26 protein-coding genes are annotated in these 25,650 nt (G+C 67.6%); 3 read left to right on the top strand and 23 right to left on the bottom strand.

Going from position 1 to position 25,650, the window contains the following annotated elements; all coding sequences use genetic code 11:
• Nucleotides 1-42: 42 nt before the first annotated feature.
• On the bottom strand, nucleotides 43-633 hold the full coding sequence (locus M2165_RS25640; protein ID WP_280817368.1) for a MarR family transcriptional regulator: 591 nt from the start codon (nucleotides 631-633) through the stop codon (nucleotides 43-45).
• A 117-nt stretch (nucleotides 634-750) separates the two neighbouring features.
• Between M2165_RS25640 and M2165_RS25635 the strand changes: the two genes are divergently transcribed.
• Together M2165_RS25635 and M2165_RS25630 are read left to right on the top strand one after the other, a co-directional pair.
• The gene (locus M2165_RS25635) at nucleotides 751-1,845 is read left to right on the top strand and encodes a PA0069 family radical SAM protein (protein ID WP_280817367.1); all 1,095 of its coding nucleotides are present in this window, start codon (nucleotides 751-753) and stop codon (nucleotides 1,843-1,845) included.
• 102 nt (nucleotides 1,846-1,947) lie between these two features.
• Nucleotides 1,948-2,460, top strand: a complete 513-nt coding sequence (locus M2165_RS25630) for a gluconokinase (protein WP_280817366.1) — start codon at nucleotides 1,948-1,950, stop codon at nucleotides 2,458-2,460.
• A gap of 12 nt (nucleotides 2,461-2,472) precedes the next feature.
• On the opposite strand, the gene gnd is transcribed toward M2165_RS25630, so the two are convergent.
• The 11 genes from gnd to M2165_RS25575 form a co-directional block, all read right to left on the bottom strand.
• Nucleotides 2,473-3,894: a decarboxylating NADP(+)-dependent phosphogluconate dehydrogenase gene (gene gnd / locus M2165_RS25625; protein ID WP_280817365.1), complete on the bottom strand. Its 1,422-nt coding sequence runs from the start codon at nucleotides 3,892-3,894 to the stop codon at nucleotides 2,473-2,475.
• Nucleotides 3,895-3,984: 90 nt separating this feature from the next.
• Nucleotides 3,985-4,599, bottom strand: a complete 615-nt coding sequence (locus tag M2165_RS25620) for a 3'-5' exonuclease (RefSeq protein WP_280817364.1) — start codon at nucleotides 4,597-4,599, stop codon at nucleotides 3,985-3,987.
• On the bottom strand, nucleotides 4,596-5,030 hold the full coding sequence (locus tag M2165_RS25615) for a TfoX/Sxy family protein (RefSeq protein ID WP_280817363.1): 435 nt from the start codon (nucleotides 5,028-5,030) through the stop codon (nucleotides 4,596-4,598). Before M2165_RS25615 ends, M2165_RS25620 begins: the two co-directional genes overlap by 4 nt.
• A 16-nt stretch (nucleotides 5,031-5,046) precedes the next feature.
• Nucleotides 5,047-5,436, bottom strand: coding sequence for a VOC family protein (locus tag M2165_RS25610; RefSeq protein ID WP_280817362.1), 390 nt, complete (start codon nucleotides 5,434-5,436; stop codon nucleotides 5,047-5,049).
• 20 nt (nucleotides 5,437-5,456) lie between these two features.
• Nucleotides 5,457-5,951, bottom strand: coding sequence for a GNAT family N-acetyltransferase (locus M2165_RS25605; RefSeq protein WP_280817361.1), 495 nt, complete (start codon nucleotides 5,949-5,951; stop codon nucleotides 5,457-5,459).
• Nucleotides 5,952-5,998: 47 nt separating this feature from the next.
• Nucleotides 5,999-6,874 carry an S-formylglutathione hydrolase gene (fghA, locus tag M2165_RS25600; RefSeq protein WP_280817360.1) on the bottom strand — a complete coding sequence of 292 codons (876 nt, stop codon included), beginning with the start codon at nucleotides 6,872-6,874 and terminating at the stop codon, nucleotides 5,999-6,001.
• Nucleotides 6,871-7,791, bottom strand: coding sequence for an alpha/beta hydrolase (locus M2165_RS25595; protein ID WP_280817359.1), 921 nt, complete (start codon nucleotides 7,789-7,791; stop codon nucleotides 6,871-6,873). The genes fghA and M2165_RS25595 overlap by 4 nt, the downstream gene beginning before the upstream one ends.
• Before the next feature lie 133 nt (nucleotides 7,792-7,924).
• Entirely contained in the window at nucleotides 7,925-9,031 is a 1,107-nt protein-coding gene (locus M2165_RS25590; protein ID WP_280817358.1) for an S-(hydroxymethyl)glutathione dehydrogenase/class III alcohol dehydrogenase, read from the bottom strand.
• A 51-nt stretch (nucleotides 9,032-9,082) separates the two neighbouring features.
• A complete protein-coding gene (locus M2165_RS25585) occupies nucleotides 9,083-9,721 on the bottom strand; it encodes a glutathione S-transferase (RefSeq protein WP_280817357.1) in 639 nt (212 codons plus the stop codon).
• A complete protein-coding gene (locus M2165_RS25580; protein WP_280817356.1) occupies nucleotides 9,718-10,587 on the bottom strand; it encodes an aromatic ring-hydroxylating dioxygenase subunit alpha in 870 nt (289 codons plus the stop codon). The genes M2165_RS25585 and M2165_RS25580 overlap by 4 nt, the downstream gene beginning before the upstream one ends.
• 5 nt (nucleotides 10,588-10,592) lie before the next feature.
• Nucleotides 10,593-11,279 carry a Rieske 2Fe-2S domain-containing protein gene (locus tag M2165_RS25575; RefSeq protein ID WP_280817355.1) on the bottom strand — a complete coding sequence of 229 codons (687 nt, stop codon included), beginning with the start codon at nucleotides 11,277-11,279 and terminating at the stop codon, nucleotides 10,593-10,595.
• 79 nt (nucleotides 11,280-11,358) lie between these two features.
• Here M2165_RS25575 and aroQ point away from each other — a divergent pair, with 79 nt between their 5' ends.
• Entirely contained in the window at nucleotides 11,359-11,799 is a 441-nt protein-coding gene (aroQ, locus tag M2165_RS25570) for a type II 3-dehydroquinate dehydratase (protein ID WP_280817354.1), read from the top strand.
• Nucleotides 11,800-11,802: 3 nt separating this feature from the next.
• On the opposite strand, the gene M2165_RS25565 is transcribed toward aroQ, so the two are convergent.
• From M2165_RS25565 to M2165_RS25515, 11 genes are all read right to left on the bottom strand, one after another.
• Nucleotides 11,803-13,344, bottom strand: coding sequence for a SpoVR family protein (locus tag M2165_RS25565; RefSeq protein WP_280817353.1), 1,542 nt, complete (start codon nucleotides 13,342-13,344; stop codon nucleotides 11,803-11,805).
• Nucleotides 13,341-14,633 (bottom strand): YeaH/YhbH family protein, encoded by a 1,293-nt coding sequence (locus M2165_RS25560; RefSeq protein WP_280817352.1) that lies wholly within the window; start codon nucleotides 14,631-14,633, stop codon nucleotides 13,341-13,343. Before M2165_RS25560 ends, M2165_RS25565 begins: the two co-directional genes overlap by 4 nt.
• 63 nt (nucleotides 14,634-14,696) lie before the next feature.
• Nucleotides 14,697-16,619 (bottom strand): PrkA family serine protein kinase, encoded by a 1,923-nt coding sequence (locus M2165_RS25555; RefSeq protein WP_280817351.1) that lies wholly within the window; start codon nucleotides 16,617-16,619, stop codon nucleotides 14,697-14,699.
• A gap of 725 nt (nucleotides 16,620-17,344) precedes the next feature.
• Nucleotides 17,345-18,481 (bottom strand): molecular chaperone DnaJ, encoded by a 1,137-nt coding sequence (gene dnaJ, locus M2165_RS25550; RefSeq protein ID WP_280817350.1) that lies wholly within the window; start codon nucleotides 18,479-18,481, stop codon nucleotides 17,345-17,347.
• 97 nt (nucleotides 18,482-18,578) lie between these two features.
• A complete protein-coding gene (gene dnaK / locus M2165_RS25545; RefSeq protein WP_280817349.1) occupies nucleotides 18,579-20,516 on the bottom strand; it encodes a molecular chaperone DnaK in 1,938 nt (645 codons plus the stop codon).
• 116 nt (nucleotides 20,517-20,632) lie between these two features.
• Nucleotides 20,633-21,205, bottom strand: a complete 573-nt coding sequence (gene grpE, locus M2165_RS25540) for a nucleotide exchange factor GrpE (protein WP_280817348.1) — start codon at nucleotides 21,203-21,205, stop codon at nucleotides 20,633-20,635.
• 227 nt (nucleotides 21,206-21,432) lie between these two features.
• The gene (locus tag M2165_RS25535; RefSeq protein WP_280817347.1) at nucleotides 21,433-21,783 is read right to left on the bottom strand and encodes an FKBP-type peptidyl-prolyl cis-trans isomerase; all 351 of its coding nucleotides are present in this window, start codon (nucleotides 21,781-21,783) and stop codon (nucleotides 21,433-21,435) included.
• 114 nt (nucleotides 21,784-21,897) lie between these two features.
• Nucleotides 21,898-22,353 (bottom strand): helix-turn-helix domain-containing protein, encoded by a 456-nt coding sequence (locus tag M2165_RS25530; protein ID WP_280817346.1) that lies wholly within the window; start codon nucleotides 22,351-22,353, stop codon nucleotides 21,898-21,900.
• 175 nt (nucleotides 22,354-22,528) lie between these two features.
• A complete protein-coding gene (gene asd, locus M2165_RS25525) occupies nucleotides 22,529-23,383 on the bottom strand; it encodes an archaetidylserine decarboxylase (RefSeq protein ID WP_280817345.1) in 855 nt (284 codons plus the stop codon).
• Nucleotides 23,384-23,482: 99 nt separating this feature from the next.
• Nucleotides 23,483-24,475, bottom strand: a complete 993-nt coding sequence (locus M2165_RS25520) for a tripartite tricarboxylate transporter substrate binding protein (protein WP_280817344.1) — start codon at nucleotides 24,473-24,475, stop codon at nucleotides 23,483-23,485.
• Nucleotides 24,476-24,523: 48 nt separating this feature from the next.
• Nucleotides 24,524-25,600, bottom strand: coding sequence for a beta-propeller fold lactonase family protein (locus tag M2165_RS25515; protein ID WP_280817343.1), 1,077 nt, complete (start codon nucleotides 25,598-25,600; stop codon nucleotides 24,524-24,526).
• Nucleotides 25,601-25,650: the final 50 nt, after the last annotated feature.

Here is a 25,650-nt window from a genome sequence, read left to right as displayed (position 1 = left end):
AATTTCTGTCAAAACAGAAACCCATGGGCAAAAAAAGGTGGGTCAGATCATCGGCAGGCCCGACTGGCCGGGATCGCTGTCGTCGTTCCTCGTCGACTTGGCTGCACCGCCATTGCCGCGCACGAACTTCTGCACGCTCGCGCCCAGCGTCAGCACCTTGTCGAGCGTGCCGGGCGAGAGGCGAAGCATTTCGTCGGCCCAGGTCGCGAGCTTGCTCATCAGGTCCAGGGTGGAGCGGATGCGGTCCTGCGCATCGGCCGGTTCCTTCTGGAAGTCGGGGCTGGCCACGAGTTCGCGCAGCACGCGGATGGTGGGATCGAACTCGCGTTCCTTGCGCTCGCGCACCACGGTGCGGAACAGTTCCCAGACGTCGACGCTGGTTTCGAAATAGTCGCGCCGGTCGCCGAGGATGTGCGTCACGCGCACGAGGTTCCAGGCCTGCAGTTCCTTGAGGCTGTTGCTCACGTTGGAGCGCGCGACGCCGAGGGTGTCGGAGATTTCTTCCGCATGCATCGGCTTGCCGTTGGCGAACAGCAGCGCGTGGATCTGCGACACCGTGCGGTTCACGCCCCACATCGAGCCCATTTCGCCCCAGTGGAGAACGAACCTGCGCTGGATGTCGGTGAGTTGCATGCCTCGGAGTCTAGGTTTTTAGAAATTTCTGTCAACAGAGAAATGAAAAATGGCGCCATGGCGTTGATGGCTTAAACACTGTATAAATAAACAGTTGTTCAGTGCCAAAGGACCGCCATGCCCGCCGCTCTCATCCCGATCCATGCCATCAAGGGCCGCGGCGCGGCCACGCGCCTTGCCCACCGTTTCTCGCGCGACGAGCGCGATGCCTTCGACGACGGCTGGGGCACGCTGGAGGAAGGCGTGGCCGACGGCGACGGCCTGCCGCCGCTCGCGACGGAGGTTCGCTTCGAAGACGCGAAATCGGCGCTCAGCGAGAACGATTCGCCCGACGTGTCCTTCGACCGTTCGATCAATCCCTACCGCGGCTGCGAGCACGGCTGCATCTACTGCTTCGCGCGGCCCACCCACAGCTACCTCAACCTCTCGCCGGGGCTGGACTTCGAGACCAAGCTGATCGCCAAGCCCAACATCGCCGAGGTGCTGCGCCGGGAGCTGGGCCGCAAGGGCTACCGGCCCGGCCACATCGCGATCGGCACCGCCACCGACTGCTACCAGCCCATCGAGCGCGAGCTGCGCCTGACGCGCGCGGTGATCGAACTGCTGAAGGAGGTGCGCCATCCGTTCGCGCTGGTCACCAAGTCGAGCGCGGTCGAGCGCGATCTCGACCTGATCGCGCCCATGGCCGCCGAACGGCTGGCCGCGGTGTACATGACGGTGACCACGCTCGACGGCGAACTGGCGCGCAAGCTCGAACCGCGCGCGGCCGCGCCGCACCGGCGGCTGCGCACCATCCGCACGCTCGCGGAGGCGGGCGTGCCGGTGGGCGTGAGCGTGGCGCCGCAGATTCCCTTCGTCAACGAAGACATGGAGCAGGTGCTCGAGGCCGCCTGGGAGGCCGGTGCGCGCAGCGCCTTCTACACGGTGATCCGCCTGCCCTGGGAAGTGGCGCCGCTCTTCAAGGAGTGGCTCGAACTGCACTATCCGCAGCGCGCGCAGCGCATCATGGCGCGCATCCACGAGATGCGCGGCGGCAAGGACTACGACGCCGACTTCGCCACGCGCATGAAAGGCAGCGGGCTCTGGGCCGACCTGATCCACCAGCGCTTCGAGAAGGCGGCGCGCCGCATCGGCTTCAACCGCGAGCGCATCGCGCTCGACCTGGGTGCCTTCCGCCCGCCCGGGGCGGCGGGGCAGGCCAGCCTGTTCTGAGGGCCTGCGCGCGGAAGGCGACCGCGACGGAGCGCGGGCCGAATGGCGTTAGATTCGCACGGGGGCGGCACCGTCGCCGTCCGCAACGGGAGCAAGCTGAAGATGAACGGAATCTGGATCGTGGTGATGGGTGTGTCGGGCTGCGGCAAGTCCACCCTGGGCGCGGCGCTGGCCGAGGATTTCGGGCTGCCGCTGATCGAAGGCGACGACTATCACCTGCCCGCGAGCGTCGAGAAGATGCGCCAGGGCATCCCGCTGACCGATGCCGACCGCGCGGGCTGGCTGGACGTGCTGGGACAGGCGCTGGCCGCAGCGCCGGGCGGCGCGGTGCTCACCTGCTCGGCGCTCAAGCGGGCCTACCGCGATCGCTTGCGCGCGGCGGTGCCGGCGCTGCATTTCGTCTTCATGGCCATCGAACGCGACGAGGCCGAGCGGCGCGTCGCGGCACGCGAAGGCGCGGGCGAGCACATGTTCCCGGCGAGCCTCGTCGACAGCCAGTTCGCCACGCTCGAATCGCCGGTCGGCGAGCCGGGCGTGGTGGCGGTGGATGCGACCGCGCCGACCGCGCAGCTCGTGGCGCAGGTCAGGCGCGAGATGCCGCGGGCCGTCGGCTGACGGCCCTCCGGCTCAGATCACCTCGGGCCAGTTGGTGTGGAAGAACTCGCCCGCGGGCTTGTCCACGCGCTCGTAGGTGTGCGCGCCGAAGAAATCGCGCTGCGCCTGCAGCAGGTTCGCCGGCAGGCGCTCGGTGCGGTAGCTGTCGTAGTAGCCGAGCGAGGCGCTGAATGCCGGCACCGGAATGCCGTGGCTCACCGCCAGCGCCACCACCTCGCGCCAGTTCTGCTGCGTGCGGTTCAGCAGGTCCTTGAAGAAGGGATCGAGCATCAGGTTGCCGAGCGCGGGATCGGCGCGGTAGGCGTCGGTGATGCGGTTCAGGAAGCGGGCGCGGATGATGCAGCCGCCGCGCCAGATCGCCGCGATGCGGCCGAGGTCGAGCTGCCAGGCCTTCTTCTCGCCCATGGTCTGGATGAGGTCGAAACCCTGCGTGTAGCTGATGACCTTGGAGGCATAGAGCGCATCGTGCACCTTGGCGACCAGCGCCTTCTTCTCCATCGACAGCGTGGGGGCCGGGCCCTGCAGCAGCTTGCTCGCCGCCACGCGCTGCTGCTTCTGCGACGAGAGCACGCGCGCTTCCACGGCGGCATTGATGGTGCTGATGACCACCGCGTTCTCGGCCGCGTTCAGCAGCGTCCACTGGCCGGTGCCCTTCTGGCCCGCCTTGTCGAGGATGAGGTCGACGATCGGCCGGCCGGTTTCGGCGTCCTTCTGTTCGAGGGCCTTGGCGGTGATCTGGATCAGGTAGCTCTGCAGCTCGCCTTCGTTCCATTCGTTGAAGACCGCGGCCATTTCGTCGGTGCTGAAGCCCGCGGCCTTGAACAGGCTGTAGGCCTCGCAGATCAGCTGCATGTCGCCGTACTCGATGCCGTTGTGCACCATCTTCACGTAGTGGCCGGCGCCGCCGGGGCCGATGTGGATCACGCAGGGCTCGCCGTCCACCTTGGCGGCGATGCTCTCGAAGATCGGCTTCATCACCTCCCAGGTCGACAGCGGTCCGCCCGGCATGATCGACGGCCCCTTGCGCGCGCCTTCCTCGCCGCCCGAGACGCCCGCACCGATGAAGCGCAGGCCGCGGCTCGCGAGGTAGGCGTCGCGGCGCTCGGTGTCGGTGTAGAGGCTGTTGCCGCCGTCGATCACGATGTCGTCCTTGTCGAGCAGCGGGATCAGCTGTTCGATCACCTGGTCCACCGGCGCGCCGGCCTTCACCATGATCTGGATCTTGCGCGGCCGCGCGAGGCTCTGGACGAAGGCCTCGAGCGTCTTCGCGCCGACCAGCTTCTTGCCGGGATGCGCAGCCACGAAGGCCTCGGTGGTGGCCTCGGTGCGGTTGTAGACGCTGACCTGGAAGCCGCGGCTCTCGACGTTGAGCACCAGGTTCTGGCCCATCACGGCCAGGCCGATCAGTCCGAAGTCGCTTTTCTTGTCGCTCATGGTCTGTGCTTTCGTGTGTGCTTGGATGTGCCGGGCATTGTGCCGATGCCGCGCCGGCGCTGCAGCCCGGCGCCGCGATGCCCCCGTGCCTCAGTCGCGCGGCAGCAGCGCGTCGAAGACGCGGATCGAGGCATAGGCATCGTTGGCCGCATAGCGGATCTGCGCCGGCGTGAGCTGCCGGTTGGCCCAGTTCGAGGTCGTGGCCTTGCGCGACTTGACGAAGCGCTGTCCGAACACCAGCGCCACCGCCGCCTTCACGCCCACCGACTTGCGATAGCCGCGGCGGCGGAACTCATGGTCGATGTCGTACACCGCCTGCGGCTCGATCGCGAGGCGCCGGCGCAAGAGCGCCAGGTCGCTCGACAGGCCGAAGCCCACCTTCTGCAGCGCGCTCGAGGCAATGAGCGCGGCCAGCACCTCGTTGCAGTCGCTGCGGTGCAGCTGGAACAGCCAGGCCGACGTCGGCGTCGCGAACTGGACCACGTGCGGTCCGCCCGAGACCTCGTTCTTCGCGAAAGTGGGCTTGGATTCCGTGTCGAAGCCGACCACGCGCGCCGCGAGCAGGGCCGCGGCGGCGCGTTCGGCGTCCTGCAGCGTGGCCACGACCGAGATGCGATCGAGGCCCAGGCCTTCGAAGGGCGCGAGGAGCGCGATCTGCTCGCGCTCGGGCAGCGGCGGAAGAAGGGCGGGGTCGTCGCGGTTCAACGCGCGGTCGCCTTCTTCGAGGCCGGCGCGGCGGGCGTCGCTTTCTTCCTCGTCTTCGCCGCGCCAGGGGTCTTGCGTGCCGTGGCGCGCGGCGCCTTGGCCTTCGGCATGTGGCCCGAGCGCAGCGCGGCCTCGTAGGCGCGACGGCCCCAGAGCGCCGCCTGCTCGCGGTCTTCGAACAGATCAGCCGGTGCCTGGCGGTACGAGGTGGGCGTCGGCTGGCCCCGGCGTTCGTAGGTGAAGGGCGGCAGGTCGAGGCGGTCGAAGTGCGCGGCGCTCTCCGCATCGGACTTGAGGTAGAGCGTGTCGCCGGCCACCAGCGCGATCATGCGGCCGTCGTGCCAGACGCCATGGCCGCCGAACATCCGGCGCGTCTCGATACGGCCGAGCGGCGCGAAGATCTCGTGCAGGCTCTGGACGAAGGCGCTCATCGGCGGGCTCCGGGGGTCATGCGGTGATCTCGATGCGGTTGCCGTCGGGGTCGAGCACCACGCTCTCGTAGTAGCCGTCGCCGGTGCGGCGCGGCCCGTCGAGCAGCGGATGGCCGTCGGCCACCAGCCGCTGCGTGAGCGCGTCCACCGCGGCGTCGGAGCCCACGCTGATCGCGAGGTGCGTCCAGCCCATGCGCTGCGCGCCGGGCTCGGCCGGCACCGGCGAAAGGGTGCTGGTGGTCATGGCCTCGATGCGCGCACCGTCGCCCAGGCTCAGGAAGCAGGATGCGAACCCCTTGGCAGGATTGACGTAGCCCGCGCCGGCCGTGGCGCCGAAGTAGTCGACGTAGAAGCGCTTGCAGCGTTCGAGGTCGGTGGTCCAGAGAGCGATGTGATCGATGCGCATGGCCGGAAGAAAAAACGGGTTCAGCCGCGCCGCCGCGGCGGGCCGGAGGGATGCCAATGGTAGGCCACGCGCTCGCGCCCGCTGGTGGGATGCCGGTCGACCGCGCCGCGCACGAGGCCGTAGCGCTCGTAGAAGCGCTGTGCGGCGGCATTGCCGGTCGCGACGTGCAGCTTCCAGCCGTTCGGCATGCGCACGCCGGCTTCGTCGAGCAGCGCCTGGCCGAGTCCCTGGTTGCGCAGATGGGGCTCGACGAAGAGCTGCGCCACGTAGCCGTTGCGCCGCATCAGCACCATGAAGGCGAGCACCTGGCCCTCGCGCTCCGCGAGCACCACCTCGGCCGGCGGGACGAATTCGGTCTGCACGCGCCGCAGCCAGTGGGTGATCGGCTCGATGAAGGCGGCGTTGCGGTTGGCCGCGATCCAGGCGCGGCGCCAGATGCCGGCCAGCGCCAGGCTCTCCTCGGCCGTGCCGTCGCGGGAACGCAGCCGGAAGGCAGGAATCTGCGAAGCCGACATCTCAGTGCTCCGCCGCGCGCGCCGTGCACACGGGCCGGCGTGGCGTGTCAGCCGTGCAGCGTCTGGGCATGGTGGGCGATGTGGTCTGCCATGAAGGTCTGGATGAAGTAGTAGCCGTGGTCGTAGCCCGCATGGCGCCGCAGCGTCAGCGGCTGGCCGGCGGCGAAGCAGGCGGCCTCGAAGGCTTCGGGCTTCAGCTGTTCGGCGAGGAATTTGTCGGCCAGCCCCTGGTCCACCAGGATGCCCTGCGGATACGGCGCGGCGGTCTGCGACTTCATCAGCGCACTCGCATCGTGTGCGAGCCACTGCGCGCGGTCGTCGCCCGCATCGCCCAGATAGCCGGCGAACGCCTTCTCGCCCCACGGGCATTGCGTGGGCGCGCAGATCGGCGCAAAGGCCGACAGCGACTTGAAGCGCCCCGGGTGGCGCAACGCCAGCGTGAGCGCGCCGTGGCCGCCCATCGAATGGCCGAAGATGCCGAGGCGCTGGCCGTCGACGGCGAATTTCGCCGCCACCAGGGGCAGCAGCTCATGGACGATCCAGCTCTCCATGCGCCAGTGGGCGGACCAGGGCGCGTTCGTGGCGTCGAGGTAGAAGCCGGCGCCGACGCCGAAGTCCCAGTCGGTGGCGGCGCCGGGCAGGTTCTCGGGCGCGACGCCGCGCGGGCTGGTGTCGGGCGCGATCAGCGCGAGTCCGAGGCTGGCCGCCATGCGCTGCGCGCCGGCCTTGACCGCGAAGGTCTCCTCGTTGCAGGTCAGCCCCGCCAGGTAGAGCAGCGCCGGCACGCGCCCATGCGCGGCCTGCGGCGGCAGGTAGAGCGAGAAGCGCATCGGCAGCCCGATCTCGCGCGAGGCATGTGCGTAGAAGCCTTGCACGCCGCCGAAGACGTGGTGCTCGGAAAGGATGGCGAGGGTGTCGGTCATGAAGGATCGGTGTTCAGAAGGGGCACGAGTTCGAGCACCGCGTCGGCAAAGACGCGCGGCGCCTCCTGCGGCATGTTGTGGCCGACGCCGGGCACCAGCCGGTGCGAGCGCGGACCGCTGAAGCGGTCCGCATGGGCCGATGCCTCGGCGGGCGGGCGCACGCCGTCGTCGAGGCCGTCGAAGGTGATGGCCGGCACGCTGATGACGGGCTGCGCGGCGAGCCGGCGCTCGATCTCCGCGCAGGCCGGGTCGCCCGCGACCAGGCCGAAGCGATGCCGGTACGAATGGATCACCACCTCGACGAAGTCGGGGTTGTCGAAGGCGGCGGCGCTGCGCGCGAAGGTGGCGTCGTCGAAGGCCCAGGTGGGCGACCAGAGCTTCCAGAGCAGCCGTGCGATCCCGCGGCGGTCCTTCGTGAGCCCGGCGCGGCCGCGCTCGCTGTGGAAGTAGTACTGGTACCAGAGGCTCAGCTCGTTGGCCGGCGTGTCGGGCTCCATCGCCTTCGCGATGTTCTGGATGTTGTAGCTGTTGAACGAGACCAGCCCCGCGCAGCGCTCGGGCCACAGCGCCGCCACCACGCAGGCGGCGCGGCCGCCCCAGTCGTAACCGGCCAGCACCGCGCGCGGAATCGCCAGCGCGTCGAGCAGCGCGCGCAGGTCGGCGCCCAGCGCCGCCTGTTCGCCCGAGCGCGGGGTCGCATCGCTCAGGAAGCGCGTGGCGCCATAGCCGCGCAGGTAGGGAACGATCACGCGGCAGCCCTGCGCCGCGAGCAGCGGCGCCACCTCGGCATAGGTGTGGATGTCGTAGGGAAAGCCGTGCATCAGCAGCACCGGCGGACCGTCCGCCGGCCCGGCCTCGAAGTACGCGACTTCGAGCACGCCGGCTTCGATCTTCCGCAGGGGCTCCATTCTTTCCATCACGAGATCATCTCCAGAGAGTGAGCTGATGTCCCAAGCCAGAAACACCGCGGAACCGGCTCCGCCGGTCCGCCGGTGTTGCCCCCTCGCAAGGGGGTGGGCGAAGCGACACGCAGTGCGCGCAGCCTGGGGGTTAGTAAATGACCACGCCCCGGATCGACTCGCCCCGTTTCATGAGGTCGAAGCCCTCGTTGATCCTTTCGAGCGGCATGGTGTGCGTGATCAGGTCGTCGATGTTGATCTTGCCTTCCATGTACCAGTCGACGATCTTCGGCACGTCGGTGCGGCCGCGCGCGCCGCCGAAGGCCGAGCCTTCCCACTTGCGGCCGGTGACCAGCTGGAACGGCCGCGTGCTGATCTCGGCGCCGGCCTCGGCCACGCCGATGATGATGCTGCGGCCCCAGCCCTTGTGCGTGCACTCGAGCGCCTGGCGCATGACCTGCGTGTTGCCGATGCATTCGAAGCTGTAGTCGGCACCGCCGTCGGTCAGCTGCACGATCGCGTCGACGATGTTGGCGTGTTCCTTCGGGTTCAGGAAGTGCGTCATGCCGAACTTGCGCGCCATCGCCTCGCGCGCCGGGTTCAGGTCGACGCCGATGATCTTGTCGGCGCCCACCATCTTCGCGCCCTGGATCACGTTCAGGCCGATGCCGCCGAGGCCGAACACCACCACGTTGGCGCCGGCCTCGACCTTGGCCGTGAAGATCACCGCGCCGATGCCGGTGGTCACGCCGCAGCCGATGTAGCAGACCTTGTCGAAGGGCGCGTCCTCGCGGATCTTGGCGAGCGAGATCTCGGGCGCGACGGTGTAGTTGCTGAAGGTCGAGGTGCCCATGTAGTGCGCGATCGGCTTGCCGTCGAGGCTGAAGCGGCTCGTGCCGTCGGGCATCAGGCCCTTGCCCTGGGTGCCGCGGATCAGCTGGCACAGGTTGGTCTTGCGGCTCAGGCAGAACTTGCACTGGCGGCATTCGGGCGTGTAGAGCGGAATGACGTGGTCGCCCTTCTTGAGCGTGGTGACGCCGGGGCCCACGTCGACCACGATGCCCGCGCCTTCATGGCCGAGGATCGCGGGGAAGATGCCTTCGGGGTCGGCGCCCGAGAGCGTGTAGTAGTCGGTGTGGCAGATGCCCGTGGCCTTGATCTCGACCAGCACCTCGCCGAACTTCGGACCTTCGAGGTCGACGGTTTCGATGGTGAGGGGTGCTGCGGATTTCCAGGCGACGGCGGCTTTGGTTTTCATGGGCTTGTAGCGGATTCGGGAACGAAGGAAGAAGGATACCCAGTGCGCGGGTCAATTTGGCGCCAGCGCGGGGATACCCGACATGCCGATGAAGCCGGGCAGGTGGCGAAACTGCCAGAGCCAGTGCCGCAGCGCCGGGTATTCGTCGAGCGCGATGCCGCCTTCGCCCGCGAGGGCCGCATACGGGAAGCACGCCAGGTCCGCGAGCGTCGCGTGCGGTCCGGCGAGCCAGAGGCCGCCGCTGCTCGCGCGCTCGGCGAGATGGTCGTCGAACAGTCGAAAGACCTCATGCGCGCCGCGCCGGCAGGCGTCGATGTCGAGGTGGACGTAGCCGAAAGCATCATGCAGGCGCGCCGCCGATGCGGTGCGCGTGAGCTCGTCGGCGGTCGCGAACCACATCGCGATCTCGCCGCGCAGCCGCGCGTCGTCGGGGTACCAGCGGCGATGTGCGTCGTGTCTGCTCGCCAGGTAGACCAGGATCGCCTGCGCGTCGCGCAGCACGAAGCCCTCGTCGTCGATCACCGGCAGCTGGCCGAGCGGGTTGACCTCGGCAAGGAACGCGGCCGACTTGTGCTGGCGCCCCGGATGGAAGTCGATCGGCACGCGCTCGTACGCGAGATCGAGCCAGGCGAGCAGCTGGCGCACCTTGAAGCAGTTGCCCGAGAGCGGGTGGTCGTAGAGCCGGATCATGCCGCCTGCCTCACGCCGAAGCGCATGCCGCGCTCGCGCAGCCAGCGGCGGTAGGTGACCGAGGAGGTGTCGCCGCGCGTCGGCGTCTCGGCGCGGCCTTCGAGCGGCATGCGCTTGAAGGCATGGTTCTCGAGGATCGGCTTGTCCTGGCCGAAGATCGTCTGCTGGAACGCGATGAGCTCGGCGTCGCTGGAGACGTCGTCGTAGCAGGCGAGCAGCGTGTGCGCGATCACGTGCTCGTCGTCGAGCGGCTGCAGGAACAGCCCGATGGCATCGAGCGCGCCGGCGCGGTGGCTCGACTTGTAGAGCATGGCCGAGAAAGGCTGCATCACGCGGTACTTGTAGAGCACCTCGCTGCCGCTGCCGTCGTGCGCGGCCGAGGCGCGCGGCTGCCAGAAGCGGCAATCGGTGGCCCAGATCTCGCCCGTGGCGGCGTCGACCTCGACCTGGTACTTCGCCACTTCGGTGTGCGGCACCATGCCGAGGCAACCGCCATGCACGAAGGGGAAGTGCGCCATGTCGAGGAAGTTCTCGATCACCCGCAGCCCCGACACCGCCACGCCGATGCCGCCGCAGTCGACGAGGCGGCGGCCGGGTTCGCCGTATTCGGGAAAGTCGAACAGCGGCCGTGCGGGCCTGCCGCTCGGGCAGACCCAGAGGTAGCCATGGCGCTGCTGCACGGCCAGCGCCTCGCTGCCGAGGCGGCATTGCGGCGCGCCCGCCGCGTCGCGCCAGAGCCGCAGGGCCGTGCCGAGCAGGCGCACGGCGTGCGGCCGTGCTTCGGTGGCACCGGCCAGTGCCGAGGCGGGCCCGACGACCAGCCAGTCGTCGAGCATGTTGGGATCGTCGGTGAGGAACAAAGACATGGTGTTCAGGGGGCGGCCTGCGGCGGTTGCAGCGCTTCGACCGCGGCGCGCAGTTCGCGTGCGGCACGGTGCAGCGTCGCCATCGCTGCGCTGCCCGGGGTCGCCTCGGTCCAGAGATGGAGGAAGGCCAGCTGCGGCCGCGCGTCGAGCAGGAGCGCGACCGTGTCGACGCCCCCGAGCCGGCCGCGCAGGGCCGCGTGCGAGCCTTGCGTCGCGAAGCCGCGCGCCGCGAGCGCATCGCGCACCTGCGCCAGGTCGGCGCGCACGGACAGCGTGCGGCCGAAGGACCAGCCGGAGGGCACCGCATCGTCGCGCGGCACGTCGGCCGTCCCGGAAGCCGCGAGCCGGACCCACAGCATGCCGGCCGCCTCGGACACGTCGAAGACCTTCGCGCACACGCTCTGCGGAACCTGCATCGCAGGATGCGCGGGAATGCGCGTGCACTGGCCGCTGCCCGCGGCGTACTGCCAGCCGTGGTAGGCGCAGGCGAGCTGATCGCCGGCCACGGTGCCGAGCGTGAAGCGCACGCTGCGGTGCGGGCAGCGGTTCTCCCATGCCTGCGCGCGCCCGTCCGCGGCGCGCCAGAGCGCGAGTTCCTGGCCCGCGGCGAAGCCCGCGACGATGTTGGCACCGGCGTGCAGGCCGGCCGAGGGGGCGACCGGATGCCAGTCCGGTGAAAAATCCGTTTGCATGATGCGCGCCACCTTAGCGCAAGTGCCGCCGCGGCCGCCACGATAATGACGGATCGTCCGACGACCGCCATTCATCGCCATGCAGAAAATCCTCGTCCTCAACGGCCCCAACCTCAACCTGCTCGGCACCCGCGAGCCCGAACAGTACGGACGCGACACGCTCGCCGACGTGGAGCGCCTCTGCCAGGAAGCGGGCGCGAAGCACGGGGTGGCGATCGAATGCCGCCAGTCGAACCACGAAGGCGTGCTGATCGACTGGATCCAGGAAGCGGGCCGCGAAGTGGCCGCGGGCCGCATGCTCGGCGTGGTGATGAACCCGGGCGCCTACACCCACACCTCGATCGCGCTGCACGACGCGATCAAGGGCGCGAGCGTGCCGCTGATCGAGCTGCACATCTCGAACGTGCATGCGCGCGAGGAATTCCGCCATCGCTCGTACATCTCGCCGGCCGCGAAGGGCATCATCGTGGGCCTGGGGGTCAAGGGCTACGTGCTCGCGATCGCGGCCCTCGTGCCCTGAGCCTCAGTCGGTCTGCCGGGGCGCCGCGGCCTTCCAGCTGCGGCTGATGTGGCCCTGGGCGTCGACGCTCTCGAGATGCACGTCGAAGCCCCAGAGCCGCGCGACGTGCTTGAGCACTTCCTCGGCGTTGTCGTGCAGCGGCAGGTTGTTGCGCTGCGTGTGTCGCAGCGTGAGCGCGCGGTCGCCGCGCATGTTGACGTTCCACACCTGGATGTCGGGCTCGCGGCTGCCGATGTCGTACTGCCGTGACAGCGATTCGCGCAGCGCCTGGTAGCCGCTGTCGTCGTGGATGGCCGACACCTCGAGTTCGGGCTCGCTCTGGTGGTCGCGGATCGCGAACAGCCGGAAGTCGCGCATCGTCTTCGGGCTCAGGAACTGGCCGACGAAGCTCTCGTCCTTGAAGTTGCGCATCGCGTAGTCGAGCGTCTTGACCCAGTCGGTGCCCGCGAAGTCGGGGAACCAGCGGCGGTCTTCCTCGGTGGGGTTTTCGCACACGCGCCGCAGCTCGGTGAACATCGAGAAGCCCAGCGCATAGGGGTTGATGCCGCTGTAGGCGCGGTGGCCGACGGGCGGCTGGAAGATCACGCCCGTGTGGGAGCTGAGCCATTCCATCATGAAGCCGTCGGCGAGCTGGCCGCGGTCGTACATGGTGTTGAGCAGCGTGTAGTGCCAGAAGGTGGCCCAGCCCTCGTTCATGACCTGGGTCTGGCGCTGCGGGTAGAAGTACTGCGCGATCTTGCGCACGATGCGCACCACCTCGCGCTGCCAGGGCTCGAGCAGCGCGGCGTTCTTCTCGATGAAGTACAGCAGGTTCTCCTGCGGCTCCGACGGAAAGCGGCGCGACGGGTCGGCTCCCTCGGTCGCCTGTTCGCTGCGCTTCGGCAGGGTGCGCCAGAGGTCGTTGACCTGCTGCTGCATGTAGCGCTCGCGCTCGGCGCGCTGGAGGCCCTCCTGCGCGAGCGAGCGCTTCTGCGGCCGGCGGTAGCGGTCGACGCCGTAGTTCATGAGCGCATGGCAGGAGTCGAGCAGCTGTTCCACCGCATCGAGGCCGTGGCGCTCCTCGCATTCGGCGATGTAGTGGCGCGCGTAGACCAGGTAGTCGATGATCGACGAGGCATCCGTCCACATGCGGAACAGGTAGTTGCCCTTGAAGAAGCTGTTGTGGCCGTAGGCCGCATGCGCGATCACCAGCGCCTGCATCGCCATGGAGTTCTCTTCCATGAGGTAGGCGATGCAGGGGTCGGAATTGATGACGATCTCGTAGGCGAGGCCCATGTGGCCGCGGCGGTAGTTCTTTTCGGTGGCGATGAACTGCTTGCCGTACGACCAGTGGCGATAGATCATGGGCATGCCCACGCTCGCGTAGGCATCCATCATCTGCTCGGCGGTGATCACCTCGAGCTGGTTCGGATACACGTCGAGACCATAGCCCTTGGCCGTCTTCGCGATCTCGGCGTGGTAGGTCTCGATGAGTTCGAAAGTCCAGTCCGAAGGGCTGGGCAGCCGCTCCAGGCGTTCGAGGGGAGGGTGGTCGGCGGTGGTCATGCGGCGGCTCCCTCCTTCTTGAAGAGCTCGCGGAACACGGGGTAGATGTCCCGCGCCTCGGACACCTTGCGCATCGCGAAGTTGGGCTCGATGCCCTCGAGCTGCGCGTATTCCTGCCACAGGTTCTGCTCCGTCTCGGCGACCTGCACGTAGGCGTAGTAGCGGACCACCGGCAGGATGTGGTCGACCAGCAGCTCGCGGCAACGTCCGCTGTCCTGGTGCCAGTTGTCGCCATCGCTGGCCTGCGCGCCGTAGATGTTCCACTCGCCGCTGGGATAGCGCGCCTTGACGATCTCGTCCATCAGCACCAGCGCGCTCGACACCACGGTGCCGCCGGTCTCGGTGGCATGGAAGAACTCGTCCTCGCTGACTTCCTGCGCCTGCGTGTGGTGGCGCAGGAACACGAGGTCGATGGTCTCGTAGTGGCGCGTGAGGAACATGTACAGCAGCATGAAGAAGCGCTTGGCCATGTCCTTGCGCGCCTCGTCCATCGAGCCCGAGACGTCCATGAGGCAGAACATCACGGCCTTGGCGCTCGGCACCGGCGTCTTCACGCGGTTGCGGTAGCGCAGGTCGATCGGATCGATGTAGGGCACGTGCCGCATGCTGCGGCGCAGTTCGGCGATGCGCTCCTCGGTCTCGCGGATCTCGGTCTGCATGAAACCCTGCGCCGCCTGCGGATGCGCCTTGAGATGCGCCAGGTGGGCCTCGAGCCGCTTGAGCTCCTTGCGCGGCTCGCCGCCGAGCGCGATGCGGCGGGCCAGCGCGCCGCGCATCGAGCGCACCACGTGCAGGTTGTTCGGCGTGCCGTCGTTGGTGAAGCCTGCGCGGTGGCTCTTCCATTCGGGCACGTCGGCGATCTGCGTGCGCACCAGGTGCGGCAGCGCGAGGTCGTCGAAGAAGACGCGCATGAACTCCTCGCGCGTGAGGCGGAAGACGAAATCGTCCTCGCCCTCGCCGCCATCGCCGGCCTCGCCGCTGCCGGAACCGCCGCCGGCCTGGCCCTCGGGCCGCGCGATGCGGTCGCCCTTGACGTATTCCTGGTTGCCCGGGTGCACGTACTCGCGGTCGCCGCCGCGCGCATGGCCGAACACCGGCTCCGAGACGTCGCGGCGCGGCAGGGTCACGTCTTCGCCTTGTTCCAGTTCGCGGATGTTGCGCCCGCTGACCGCGCGGCGCACGGCTTCCTGGATCTGCCCTCGGTATCGGCGCAGGAAGCGCTCCCTGTTGCCGATGGATTTGTTCTTGCCCGAGAGCCGGCGGTCGATGATCTGCTGCAGGATGGCCACGATGGTCTCAAAGCTCCTTGCAAAAAGGTGGGCGAGGCCCGTGCCTCGCCGCGGTCACTGTCGCTATGAACTCTTGCGCACCCGCAGGTACCACTCGCAGAGCAGACGCACTTGTTTGGCCGTGTATCCCTTCTCGACCATGCGGGTCACGAAGTCTTCGTGCTTCTTCTGTTCCTCGGCACTGCTCTTCGTGTTGAAGCTGATCACCGGCAGGAGTTCCTCGGTGTTCGAGAACATCTTCTTCTCGATCACGGCGCGCAGCTTCTCGTAGCTCGTCCATGCCGGGTTGCGCCCCGCATTGCCCGCGCGTGCGCGCAGCACGAAGTTGACGATCTCGTTGCGGAAGTCCTTCGGATTGCCGATGCCCGCGGGCCGCTCGATCTTCTCGAGCTCGGCGTTGAGCGCCGCGCGGTCGAACACCTCGCCCGTGTCCACGTCGCGGAACTCCTGGTCCTGGATCCAGTAGTCGGCGTAGGTCACGTAGCGGTCGAAGATGTTCTGGCCGTACTCGCTGTAGCTCTCGAGGTAGGCGGTCTGGATCTCCTTGCCGATGAACTCGGCATAGCGCGGCGCCAGCAGTTCCTTGATGTAGCTGATGTACTTCTGCTCGGTCTCGGGCTGGAACTGCTCGCGCTCGATCTGCTGCTCCAGCACGTACATCAGGTGCACCGGGTTGGCCGCGACCTCGGAGCTGTCGAAGTTGAACACCTTCGAGATGATCTTGAAGGCGAAGCGCGTCGACACGCCGCTCATGCCTTCGTCGACGCCCGCGTAGTCGCGGTACTCCTGGATCGACTTCGCCTTCGGGTCGGTGTCCTTGAGGTTCTCGCCGTCGTAGACCTGCATCTTGCTGTAGATGCTCGAGTTCTCGGGCTCCTTCAGGCGCGTGAGCACCGAGAACTGCGCCATCATGCGCAGCGTTCCGGGCGCGCAGGGCGCCTTCGAGAGCGAGGAGTTGCGCACCAGCTTCTCGTAGATCTTGATCTCTTCCGAGGCGCGCAGGCAGTAGGGCACCTTGACGATGTAGATCCGGTCGAGAAAGGCCTCATTGTTCTTGTTGTTGCGGAAGGCCTTCCATTCGCTCTCGTTGCTGTGCGCGAGCACGATGCCGTCGAAGGGAATGGCGCCGAAGCCCTCGGTGCCCTTGAAGTTGCCTTCCTGCGTGGCCGTGAGCAGCGGGTGCAGCACCTTGATCGGCGCCTTGAACATCTCGACGAACTCCAAAAGGCCCTGGTTCGCGAGGCACAGGCCGCCCGAGTAGGCGTAGGCGTCGGGGTCGTCCTGCGCATAGGTCTCGAGCTTGCGGATGTCGATCTTGCCGACCAGCGAGGAGATGTCCTGGTTGTTCTCGTCGCCCGGCTCGGTCTTGGCCACCGCGATCTGCCGCAGCACCGAGGGGTAGCGCTTGACCACCTTGAACTGGCGGATGTCGCCGCCGTACTCCTCGAGCCGCTTGACGGCCCAGGGGGAGAGGATGCGGTTCAGGTAGCGGCGGGGAATGCCGTATTCCTTTTCGAGGATCTCGCCGTCTTCCACGGCGTTGAAGAGGCCGAGCGGCGTCTCGTTGACCGGCGAGCCCTGGATGGCGTAGAAGGGCACGTGCTCCATGAGCTGCTTGAGGCGCTCGGCGATCGAGCTCTTGCCGCCGCCCACCGGGCCGAGCAGGTAGAGGATCTGCTTCTTCTCCTCGAGGCCCTGGGCGGCATGCCTGAAGTACGACACCACCTGCTCGATGGCGTCCTCCATGCCGTAGAACTCCTTGAACGCCGGGTAGATCTTGATGACCTTGTTGGCGAAGATCCGCGAGAGCCGCGGGTCGTTGCGCGTGTCGACCAGCTCGGGCTCGCCGATCGCCTTGAGCATCCGCTCGGAGGCCGTCGCATACGCGGTGGGATCGCGTTTGCAGATATCCAGGTAGTCCTGCAGCGAGAGGACTTCCTCGCGAGTGCGCTCGTAGCGGGCGGCAAAGTTGCTGATCACATCCATGGTCACGCCTCCATCAGGTCTGCGGGTATTCGCCCGAGGCCAGCAGCCGCAATGCGTCGCATCTTTTTAAAGGTGTGCCGCCCCATGGCTGCAAGCCGTGGAAAACTCCCTTAATCACAATCTGCACAAACAGCATAAAGCAAAGAGTGCACCCGGATTTTTATTTGTTAAATCAGAACCACAGTGCCGAGTAAAGTTCCCTACAAACACCCGCAGCATTTGGCAAATCCAGCTAAATTTCGAGGTTCGGCAAACGGACTTCGCTCCACCCCGACCCACAGTGAAAATACCTATGGCGATCGGCATATGCGGTCATCAAGTCTTTTCCGGGAAAACACCCCCTATTGAGCTTCCAACGGCCCAAAGCTGACATGCCAATAACGCTCGGCATGCTGTTTAGGTTTATTGCTCAGCTCAAAAAAATATAAAAGCAATCTGCGCGCCATCTTTTGATGGGCCGCTTGCGCATGTGGGCGTGGGAAAGCGCGCCAACGCACGGTCGGCGTGCTTCCGCAGAGCGGGTTGTCGTGGTGCGCGGCACCGAAGGAGTTCGCAGCGCACCATGGGCGTGCGAAGGGGCGCGCGGTGGCCGGTCCGCCGGCCGCGGGCGCTGCTAACTACTTGAAATCACAGGAGAACCGGCGTGGCCGGCAAGCCGCCGGCCGGCTGTGCGCCGCCGGGGCAGGGCGCCCGGGCAGGCGCCCCGCGGAGGCCGAAGGCGGTCTTCAGCTGAAGAATTCCTTGGCCTTGTCGAACCAGCCCTTGTCGGTGGGGCTGTGCTTCTCGCCGCCCTTCTTGAGCGACTCGTCGAGTTCCTTCAGCAGCTTGCGCTGGTGCTCGGTGAGCTTGACCGGCGTCTCGACGCGCACGTGGCAGTACAGGTCGCCCGGGTAGCTCGAACGCACGCCCTTGATGCCCTTGCCGCGCAGGCGGAACTGCTTGCCGCTCTGCGTGCCGTCGGGAATGTCGATGGCTGCCGCGCCCTTGAGCGTGGGCACGCTGATCTCGCCGCCCAGTGCCGCGGTCGTGATGCTCACGGGCACCACGCAGTGCAGGTCGTCGCCGTCGCGCTCGAAGAGGTCGTGCTTCTTGAGCCGGATCTCGATGTACAGGTCGCCGGGCGGGCCGCCGTTGGTGCCGGGCTCGCCGTTGCCGGTGCTACGGATGCGCATGCCGTCGTCGATGCCGGCCGGGATCTTGACCTCGAGCGTCTTGTTGTTCTTGATCTTGCCCTGGCCGTGGCAGGTGGTGCAGGGCTCGGGAATGATCTTGCCGCTGCCGTGGCAGGTGGGGCAGGTCTGCTGCACGCTGAAGAAGCCCTGGCGCATCTGCACCGCGCCGGCGCCGTGGCAGGTGGTGCAGGTGATCGGCTTGGTGCCGGGCTTGGCGCCGCTGCCCTTGCAGGTGCCGCAGTCGTCCCAGCTCGGAATGCGGATCTGGGCGTCCTTGCCGTCGGCGGCTTCCTCGAGCGTGATCTCCATCGCATAGCTCAGGTCGCTGCCGCGGAACACCTGGCGGCCACCGCTCGTGCGGCCGCGGCCGCCGCCGAACACGTCGCCGAAGATGTCGCCGAAGGCCTCGGCAAAGCCGCCGAAGCCGTCGGCACCCGGGCCGCCGCGCATGTTGGGGTCGACGCCGGCGTGGCCGTACTGGTCGTAGGCCGCGCGCTTCTGGCTGTCGGACAGCATTTCGTACGCTTCCTTGACCTCCTTGAACTTGGCCTCGGCGTCCTTGCTGGTGTCGCCGTGGTTGCGGTCCGGGTGGTGCTTCATCGCGAGCTTGCGATAAGCCTTCTTGATCTCTTCCTCGCTCGCGTTCTTGGGAACGCCGAGGGTTTCGTAGTAGTCGCGTTTGGTGGCCATGGCTGGTTCGGTCGGGGCGGGCGTGAAGCCTTAACTTGAAGCGAGAAAGGCTGGAACACCCGTGGAGGTGATCCAGCCTTGTGCGAAGGACCGAGGCTCAGTCCTTCTTGACTTCCTTGACTTCGGCGTCGACCACGTTGTCGTCGGCCGGCGCGCTCGCAGCTTCCGGGCCGGCGGCGGCACCGGCTCCGCCGGCGGCACCCGCGGCGGCCTGCGCGTCGGCATACACCTTCTCGCCGAGCTTCTGGCTCGCGGTCATCAGCGCGTTGGTCTTTTCCTCGATCACGGTCTTGTCTTCACCCTTGAGGGCTTCTTCCAGTTCCTTGATCGCGGCTTCGATCTTGTCCTTCTCGCCGGCATCGAGGCTCGCGCCGTGCTCGCCAAGCGACTTCTTCACGCTGTGCACCATGGCCTCGCCCTGGTTGCGCGCCTGCACGATCTCGAGCTTCTTCTTGTCGTCGGCGGCATTGAGCTCGGCGTCCTTCACCATCTTCTGGATCTCGTCTTCCGACAGGCCCGAGTTCGCCTTGATGGTGATCTTGTTTTCCTTGCCGGTGCCCTTGTCCTTGGCGCCGACGTGCAGGATGCCGTTCGCGTCGATGTCGAAGCTCACTTCGATCTGCGGCGTGCCGCGCGGTGCCGGGGGGATGCCCTCGAGGTTGAATTCGCCGAGCAGCTTGTTGCCCGCGGCGATGTCGCGCTCGCCCTGGAACACCTTGATCGTCACGGCCGGCTGGTTGTCTTCCGCGGTCGAGAAGGTCTGCGCGAACTTCGTCGGGATCGTGGTGTTCTTCGTGATCATCTTGGTCATCACGCCGCCCATGGTCTCGATGCCCAGCGACAGCGGGGTCACGTCGAGCAGCAGCACGTCCTTGCGGTCGCCCGAGAGCACCTGGCCCTGGATGGCGGCGCCGACGGCCACGGCCTCGTCGGGGTTCACGTCCTTGCGCGGGTCCTTGCCAAAGAAGGCCTTCACCTTTTCCTGCACCTTGGGCATGCGGGTCATGCCGCCGACCAGGATCACGTCGTTGATGTCCGACACGCTGATGCCCGCGTCCTTGATGGCCAGGCGGCAGGGCGCGATGGTGCGCTCGATCAGCTCGTCGACCAGGCTCTCGAGCTTGGCGCGCGTGAGCTTGATGTTCAGGTGCTTCGGACCGCTCGCGTCGGCGGTGATGTAGGGCAGGTTGATGTCGGTCTGCGCGCTGTTCGACAGCTCGATCTTGGCCTTCTCGGCCGCTTCCTTCAGGCGCTGCAGCGCGAGCACGTCCTTGCTCAGGTCGACGCCTTGCTCTTTCTTGAACTCGGCAATGATGTAGTCGATGATGCGCTGGTCGAAGTCCTCGCCGCCGAGGAAGGTGTCGCCGTTGGTCGACAGCACTTCGAACTGCTTCTCGCCGTCGACGTCGGCGATCTCGATGATCGAGACGTCGAAGGTACCGCCGCCGAGGTCGTACACGGCGATCTTGCGGTCACCCTTGTCCTGCTTGTCGAGGCCGAAGGCCAGCGCGGCCGCGGTGGGCTCGTTGATGATGCGCTTGACGTCGAGGCCCGCGATGCGGCCGGCGTCCTTGGTGGCCTGGCGCTGGGCGTCGTTGAAGTAGGCCGGCACGGTGATCACGGCTTCGGTCACCGGCTCGCCGAGGTAGTCTTCGGCGGTCTTCTTCATCTTGCGCAGGATGTCGGCGCTGACCTGCTGGGGCGCGATCTTCTTGCCGCGCACTTCGACCCATGCGTCGCCGTTGTCGGCCTTCGCGATGGTGTAGGGCATCAGGTCGATGTCCTTCTGGACTTCCTTTTCCTCGAACTTGCGGCCGATCAGGCGCTTGATCGCGTAGAGCGTGTTCTTCGGGTTCGTGACCGCCTGGCGCTTGGCCGAGGCACCGACCAGCACTTCGCCGTCTTCCTGGTACGCCACGATCGACGGCGTGGTGCGCGCACCCTCCGAGTTCTCGATCACGCGCGTGGTGTTGCCTTCCATGATCGACACGCACGAGTTGGTGGTGCCGAGGTCGATGCCGATGATCTTTGCCATGTTCTTTACTCCTGAAAGCCTGAAAAAAATGTTGTTATGAACTTGTGGATAACCCGGCGCGATTCAAGGTATGAAGCGGGGATTTCCTGTGGGAAGCGTGTGGAAGGCGGGCGGGCTCACTTGGGCGCGCTGACCGTCACCAGCGCCGGGCGCAGCACGCGCTCGTTGATGGTGTAGCCCTTCTGCAGCACGCTCACCACGGTGTTGGGCTCCTGGTCGGCAGGCACCACGGAGATCGCCTGGTGCTGGTGCGGATCGAACCTGGCGCCGGGCGCGGGCGCGATCTCGAGCACCTTGTTGCGCTCGAGCGCACTCTTGAGCTGGCGCAGCGTCGCTTCGGCGCCTTCGCGGATCTGCTCGGGGGTGGCGTCCTTCACGGCGAGGCCGGCCTCGAGGCTGTCGGTCACCGGCAGCAGGCTCTCGGCAAAGGACTCGACCGCGAACTTGCGCGCCTTGCTGACTTCTTCATCGGCACGGCGCCGTGCGTTCTGCACGTCGGCCTGGGCACGCAGGTACTGGTCGGCCAGTTCGGCGTTCTTGGTCTGCAGCGCGGCCAGCTCGCCCTGGGCGGCGGCGAGGGCGCTCTGCGCGTCGGCTTCGTTGGCCGCCTGTGCGGCCTCCAGTTCTTCGGGGCTTGGCTCGCCTTGCAGCATTTGCGAATTCTGTTCGGATTGTTGCGGGTCAGACATTTTTCAAAGAACCGGCATGCGCCGGAAAACAAACGATAGCCAGCCACATGGGGCTGGCCCGGACCATTTCAAGCAAAAAAATGCGGCCAGAAAGGGCCGCAGCACGGTGTCGGAGGCGGTTTTCGCGCGAAACACCGCGGAACCGGCTCCGCCGGGCCGCAGGTGTTGCCCCCGGTAGGGGGGTGGCGCAGCGGACACGAAGTGCCGCGCAGCCTGGGGGCGAGCCTTCAATGCGCGTCGAGCAGCTCGACGTCGAACTTCAGCGTGGCGTTCGGCGGGATCACGCCGCCGGCGCCGCGCGCGCCATAGCCGAGCGCCGGGGGAATGATCAGCGTGCGCTTGCCGCCGATCTTCATGCCGGCCACGCCTTCGTCCCAGCCCTTGATGACCTGGCCGGCGCCGAGCGAGAAGGCGAAGGGGTCGTTGCGGTCGTGGCTGGAGTCGAACTTGGCGCCCTGCACGCCGTCGTTGTAGAGCCAGCCGGTGTAGTGCACATGCACGTGCTGGCCGGCCTTGGCTTCGGCGCCGTCGCCCACGGTGGTGTCTTCGTATTGGAGGCCGGAGGAAGTGGTAGGCATGTCGAACGCTCCTTGCGTCAGATGAGGGGATGAAGAAAGAAAAAGAAGGGTGAGCGGAAAGCAGACCGGAGCCGGCGAGTTTAGCGACGCCTCCGGGGCGTGCCGCCGTGCGGCTCAATCCGCCCCGTCGACGGGCGGGATGGGCGAGGGCGGCGAAGAAGGCGAGGGGGGCTGCGATCCGGGCGCGGCCGCGGGACCGGGCGGCGTGGCGGGCGCGGAGCCGGGGGCGGCGGAAGCACCCGTCGCCGGGATGGGGGGCGCCGCGGCCTTCCTGACCTGCCCCAGCTGCCACTTGCCCGCGAAGGCCTGCAGGTCCGACAGCCGCTTGAGCAGGTCCTGTCCGCTCACCGTGAGGCTGTAGCCGTCGCCGCCGTGGCTCACGAGCCCGGCCTCGCGCAGTTCCTTGATGCGGGTGTTGAGCGTGTTGGGCGTGATGCCGCCGACGCTGTCCTGCAGCAGCCGGAAGGTCTGGGCATGGCCGTCGCGCAGGGCCCAGAGCACGCGCAGGGCGTAACGCGCCTCGAGCAGTGCGAGCAACTGGCTGATGGCTGCGTTTTCCTTGGTACTCATCGACATCATCTCCTCGGGACTGGACGGGCCGCCGGTCCGGGGCAGGACCGGCGCCTCGCGTTCTTGTGGGCTGCTTCGTCGGCGCGCATTGGCGGGCGACTATAGCGCAAGGATTACGATGCTACTAGTTTTATAGCTGCGACCGCATGCTGGACGCGGCCCCTGAGACAAAGCTTCACAACTCTGCGAAATTTGCCATGGCCTCGCCGAGCCGCACCGCGCGGGTCGGCGCCCACTCGGGGTTGAAGGCGAGCGGCGGCGCGGGGAACAGCATCACCACGGTGGAGCCCAGCAGGAAGCGACCCATCTCCTCGCCCTTGCGCAGCACGATCTGCTGCTGGTCGGCGTAGTGCCACTCGCGCAGTTCGCCGCCGCGCGGCGGATTGACCACGCCGTGCCACACCGTGGCCATGCTGCCCACGATGGTGGCACCCACCAGCACCAGCACGAAGGGGCCGCGTGCCGTGTCGAACACGCAGACCACGCGCTCGTTGCGCGCGAACAGGCCCGGCACGCCGCGTGCCGTGGTCGGGTTGACCGAGAACAGGTCGCCCGGCACGTGGATCATGCGCAGCAGCCGGCCGTCGCAGGGCATGTGGATGCGGTGGTAGTCGCGCGGGCTCAGGTAGAGCGTGGCGAAGCTGCCGTGCGCGAACCGCGCCGCGAGCGACGCATCGCCGCCGACGAGCGCGGTGGTGGTGTAGTTGTGCCCCTTGGCCTGGAAGATCTGGTCGCCCTCGATCGCGCCGAACTGGCTGACGGCGCCGTCCACCGGGCACACGAGGTCGGCCTGCGCAAGCGGCCGCACGCCCGGCTTGAGCGCGCGCGTGAAGAACTCGTTGAAGCTCTTGTAGTGCTGGATGTCCGACTCGAGCGCTTCGCCCATGTCCACGCCGTACTTGGCCACGAAGCGCCGGATGATCCAGGTGGTGACGGCGCCGCGTTCCTTGCCCGCGACCCAGCCGGCGAAGTTCGTCAGGGCCTGCTTCGGGAACAGGTATTGCGGAAGTACGGCGGAGCGGTCGGACACGTGTGGAATGCCTGCAATTCGGATCGGACGGGCATTCTATAAAGCGCGCCGCGGCCCGCGCGTAGGAGCTTCCCTGCTTCGCGGACCGCCCTCGGAGGATCAGTCGGCCTTGATGCCCGCCGCCTTGATCACCTGCGCCCACTTCTCGACCTCGGCCTTCTGGAAGGCCGCGATCTTCGCGGTGCTCAGGTCCGCCGGTTCCATGCCGAAGCCCTTGAGCTTGTCCTGCATCTCGGGCGTGGCGAGGATCTTGCGGATCTCGCCGTGCAGCCGGTCGACGATCGGCGCCGGCGTGCCCGCGGGCACGAAGACCGCCTGCCACGACAGCACCTCGAAGTCCTGCAGGCCCGCGATGCCCGATTCGGCCACCGTCGGCACGTCGGGCATCGAGGCCAGGCGCTTGGCCGAGCTCACGGCGATCGCGCGCAGCTTGCCGCTCTGGATGTGCGGACCCGCCACCACCGTGGTGTCGAACATCATGTCGACCTGGCCGCCGATCACGTCCTGGATCGCGGGGCCGCTGCCCTTGTAGGGAATGTGCGTGAACTTCACGCCCGACTTGAAGGCGAGCAGTTCGAGCGCGAGGTGTTGCGAGGTGCCGGTGCCGGCCGATGCCGACGACAGGCCGCCCGCCTTCGACTTGCTCGCCTCCAGCACGTCCTTGAGCGTCTTGTACGGGCTCGCCTGGTTCACCACCAGCACCACCGGGTTGGTGCCGATCAGCGTCACGGGCGCGAAGGACTTCTGCGGGTCGTAGCCGAGCTTGGGATAGAGGCTCACGTTGATCGCATGCGAGCTGATCGTGCCGCCGACCACCGTGTAGCCGTCGGGCGCCGCGCGCGCGCCGATCTCCGAGCCCACGCTGCCGCCGGCGCCGCCCTTGTTGTCGATGATGACGTTGGTGCCCAGGGCCGGCCCGAGCTTCTGGCCGATCAGGCGCGCGAGCACGTCGGTGGTGCCGCCGGCGGGAAAGGGCACGAGGTAGGTGATGGCCTTGCCCGTGGGCCAGTTCCCCTGGGCCAGCGCGGGCAGCCCCGTGAGGGCCGCGACGGACGAGGCGAGGGCGGTGCGGATGAGTGTGCGGCGTTGCATTGAGCGATCTCCTTGGGCGTTGCTTTGACGTGATGAGGGCCTGCGCCGTCAGGGCAGGTCGACGATTTCGATCCAGTTCGGGTTCTTGCCGACGGTGGTGCGTGCCGGCGTGCCGAGCGCGCCGGTGGCGCCGTCGATGGGGTAGAGCGCGAGGCCGTGCGATTCCTGGCCGGCAGCGATCAGGTAGCGCCCGGCCGGATCGATCGCGAAGCCGCGCGGCACCTTCTCAGTCGGCGTGTGGCCGATCGGCTGCAGGCGGCCGTTCGCGCCGTCGACGCGGAACGAAGCGAGCGTGCTCGAGGTGCGTTCGGAGGCATAGAGGAAGCGGCCGTCGGGCGTGAGGTGCAGGTCCGCGGCCCACGGCTTGCCGTCGAAGCCCGGCGGCAGCACGGTGGTGCTCTGCTGGAGCGACAGCGTGCCCCTGGCGGCGTCCCAGTCGTAGACGTGGAGCGCGGCGTCGAGCTCGTCGAGCAGATAGACGTGGCGCTGCGCCTTGTCCCAGACGAAATGGCGCGGCCCCGACTTGGCGGCGCCCTGGGTGAGCGGCGGGTCGTTCGGCGAGAGCAGCCCCTTGTCGGCATCGAAGCGCCAGCTCGAGACGTTGTCACCGCCGAGGCTGGTGGCGAGCACGAAGCGGTTGCTCGCGTCGGCATGGATCGCATGCGCGTTCGGCCCCGTCTGCACCAGCTGCTGGATCGCGCCCGCGGCGCCGTCCTTGCCGATCGCGTTGACCGAGATCTTGCCGCCCTGGTAGGAGGCCGCGAACAGCCACTTGCCGCTCGCATCGAGGTCGATGTTGGCCATGCTGTCGGCCAGCGGCGCCTCGCCGAGCTTGCGCAGCCTGCCGCTCGCCGGATCGATCGCGAGCGAGACCACGCGGTACGGCTGCGAGCGCAGCGCGGCATGCAGCACGCGCTTGTCGGGGCTCACCGCCATCGGCATCACGGTGCCGCCGACGTCGACCGTCTGCACGGGCCGGAGCGTGCCCTGCGCGCGGTCGAGCTCGAGCACCGAGATCTCCCGGCTGTCGGCGTTCGACACGTAGACCCAGGTGGCTGCGCCCGCAGGGCCCGCGAGCAGCGCGAGCGCGAGGGCGCCGAGAAGGGATCGGCTCTTGTGGGTCATCGGGCGTCTGTCTCCGTCTTGTGTTTGTGGGTCGCCGCGGGTCCGGAAGA

This window comes from Variovorax sp. TBS-050B (genome assembly GCF_029893635.1).
Taxonomy (GTDB): Bacteria; Pseudomonadota; Gammaproteobacteria; order Burkholderiales; family Burkholderiaceae_C; genus Variovorax.
The sequence above is the reverse complement of the archived record's forward strand: the minus strand, read 5'-3'. Positions and strand labels throughout refer to the sequence as shown.

Coding starts and splice junctions, on each gene's coding strand:
- M2165_RS25640 (WP_280817368.1), bottom strand. CDS start 633: ATGCAACTCACCGACATCCAGCGCAGGTTCGTTCTCCACTGGGGCGAA.
- M2165_RS25635 (WP_280817367.1), top strand. CDS start 751: ATGCCCGCCGCTCTCATCCCGATCCATGCCATCAAGGGCCGCGGCGCG.
- M2165_RS25630 (WP_280817366.1), top strand. CDS start 1,948: ATGAACGGAATCTGGATCGTGGTGATGGGTGTGTCGGGCTGCGGCAAG.
- gnd (WP_280817365.1), bottom strand. CDS start 3,894: ATGAGCGACAAGAAAAGCGACTTCGGACTGATCGGCCTGGCCGTGATG.
- M2165_RS25615 (WP_280817363.1), bottom strand. CDS start 5,030: ATGAGCGCCTTCGTCCAGAGCCTGCACGAGATCTTCGCGCCGCTCGGC.
- M2165_RS25610 (WP_280817362.1), bottom strand. CDS start 5,436: ATGCGCATCGATCACATCGCTCTCTGGACCACCGACCTCGAACGCTGC.
- M2165_RS25605 (WP_280817361.1), bottom strand. CDS start 5,951: ATGTCGGCTTCGCAGATTCCTGCCTTCCGGCTGCGTTCCCGCGACGGC.
- fghA (WP_280817360.1), bottom strand. CDS start 6,874: ATGACCGACACCCTCGCCATCCTTTCCGAGCACCACGTCTTCGGCGGC.
- M2165_RS25595 (WP_280817359.1), bottom strand. CDS start 7,791: ATGGAAAGAATGGAGCCCCTGCGGAAGATCGAAGCCGGCGTGCTCGAA.
- M2165_RS25590 (WP_280817358.1), bottom strand. CDS start 9,031: ATGAAAACCAAAGCCGCCGTCGCCTGGAAATCCGCAGCACCCCTCACC.
- M2165_RS25585 (WP_280817357.1), bottom strand. CDS start 9,721: ATGATCCGGCTCTACGACCACCCGCTCTCGGGCAACTGCTTCAAGGTG.
- M2165_RS25580 (WP_280817356.1), bottom strand. CDS start 10,587: ATGTCTTTGTTCCTCACCGACGATCCCAACATGCTCGACGACTGGCTG.
- M2165_RS25575 (WP_280817355.1), bottom strand. CDS start 11,279: ATGCAAACGGATTTTTCACCGGACTGGCATCCGGTCGCCCCCTCGGCC.
- aroQ (WP_280817354.1), top strand. CDS start 11,359: ATGCAGAAAATCCTCGTCCTCAACGGCCCCAACCTCAACCTGCTCGGC.
- M2165_RS25565 (WP_280817353.1), bottom strand. CDS start 13,344: ATGACCACCGCCGACCACCCTCCCCTCGAACGCCTGGAGCGGCTGCCC.
- M2165_RS25555 (WP_280817351.1), bottom strand. CDS start 16,619: ATGGATGTGATCAGCAACTTTGCCGCCCGCTACGAGCGCACTCGCGAG.
- dnaJ (WP_280817350.1), bottom strand. CDS start 18,481: ATGGCCACCAAACGCGACTACTACGAAACCCTCGGCGTTCCCAAGAAC.
- dnaK (WP_280817349.1), bottom strand. CDS start 20,516: ATGGCAAAGATCATCGGCATCGACCTCGGCACCACCAACTCGTGCGTG.
- grpE (WP_280817348.1), bottom strand. CDS start 21,205: ATGTCTGACCCGCAACAATCCGAACAGAATTCGCAAATGCTGCAAGGC.
- M2165_RS25535 (WP_280817347.1), bottom strand. CDS start 21,783: ATGCCTACCACTTCCTCCGGCCTCCAATACGAAGACACCACCGTGGGC.
- M2165_RS25530 (WP_280817346.1), bottom strand. CDS start 22,353: ATGAGTACCAAGGAAAACGCAGCCATCAGCCAGTTGCTCGCACTGCTC.
- M2165_RS25520 (WP_280817344.1), bottom strand. CDS start 24,475: ATGCAACGCCGCACACTCATCCGCACCGCCCTCGCCTCGTCCGTCGCG.
- M2165_RS25515 (WP_280817343.1), bottom strand. CDS start 25,600: ATGACCCACAAGAGCCGATCCCTTCTCGGCGCCCTCGCGCTCGCGCTG.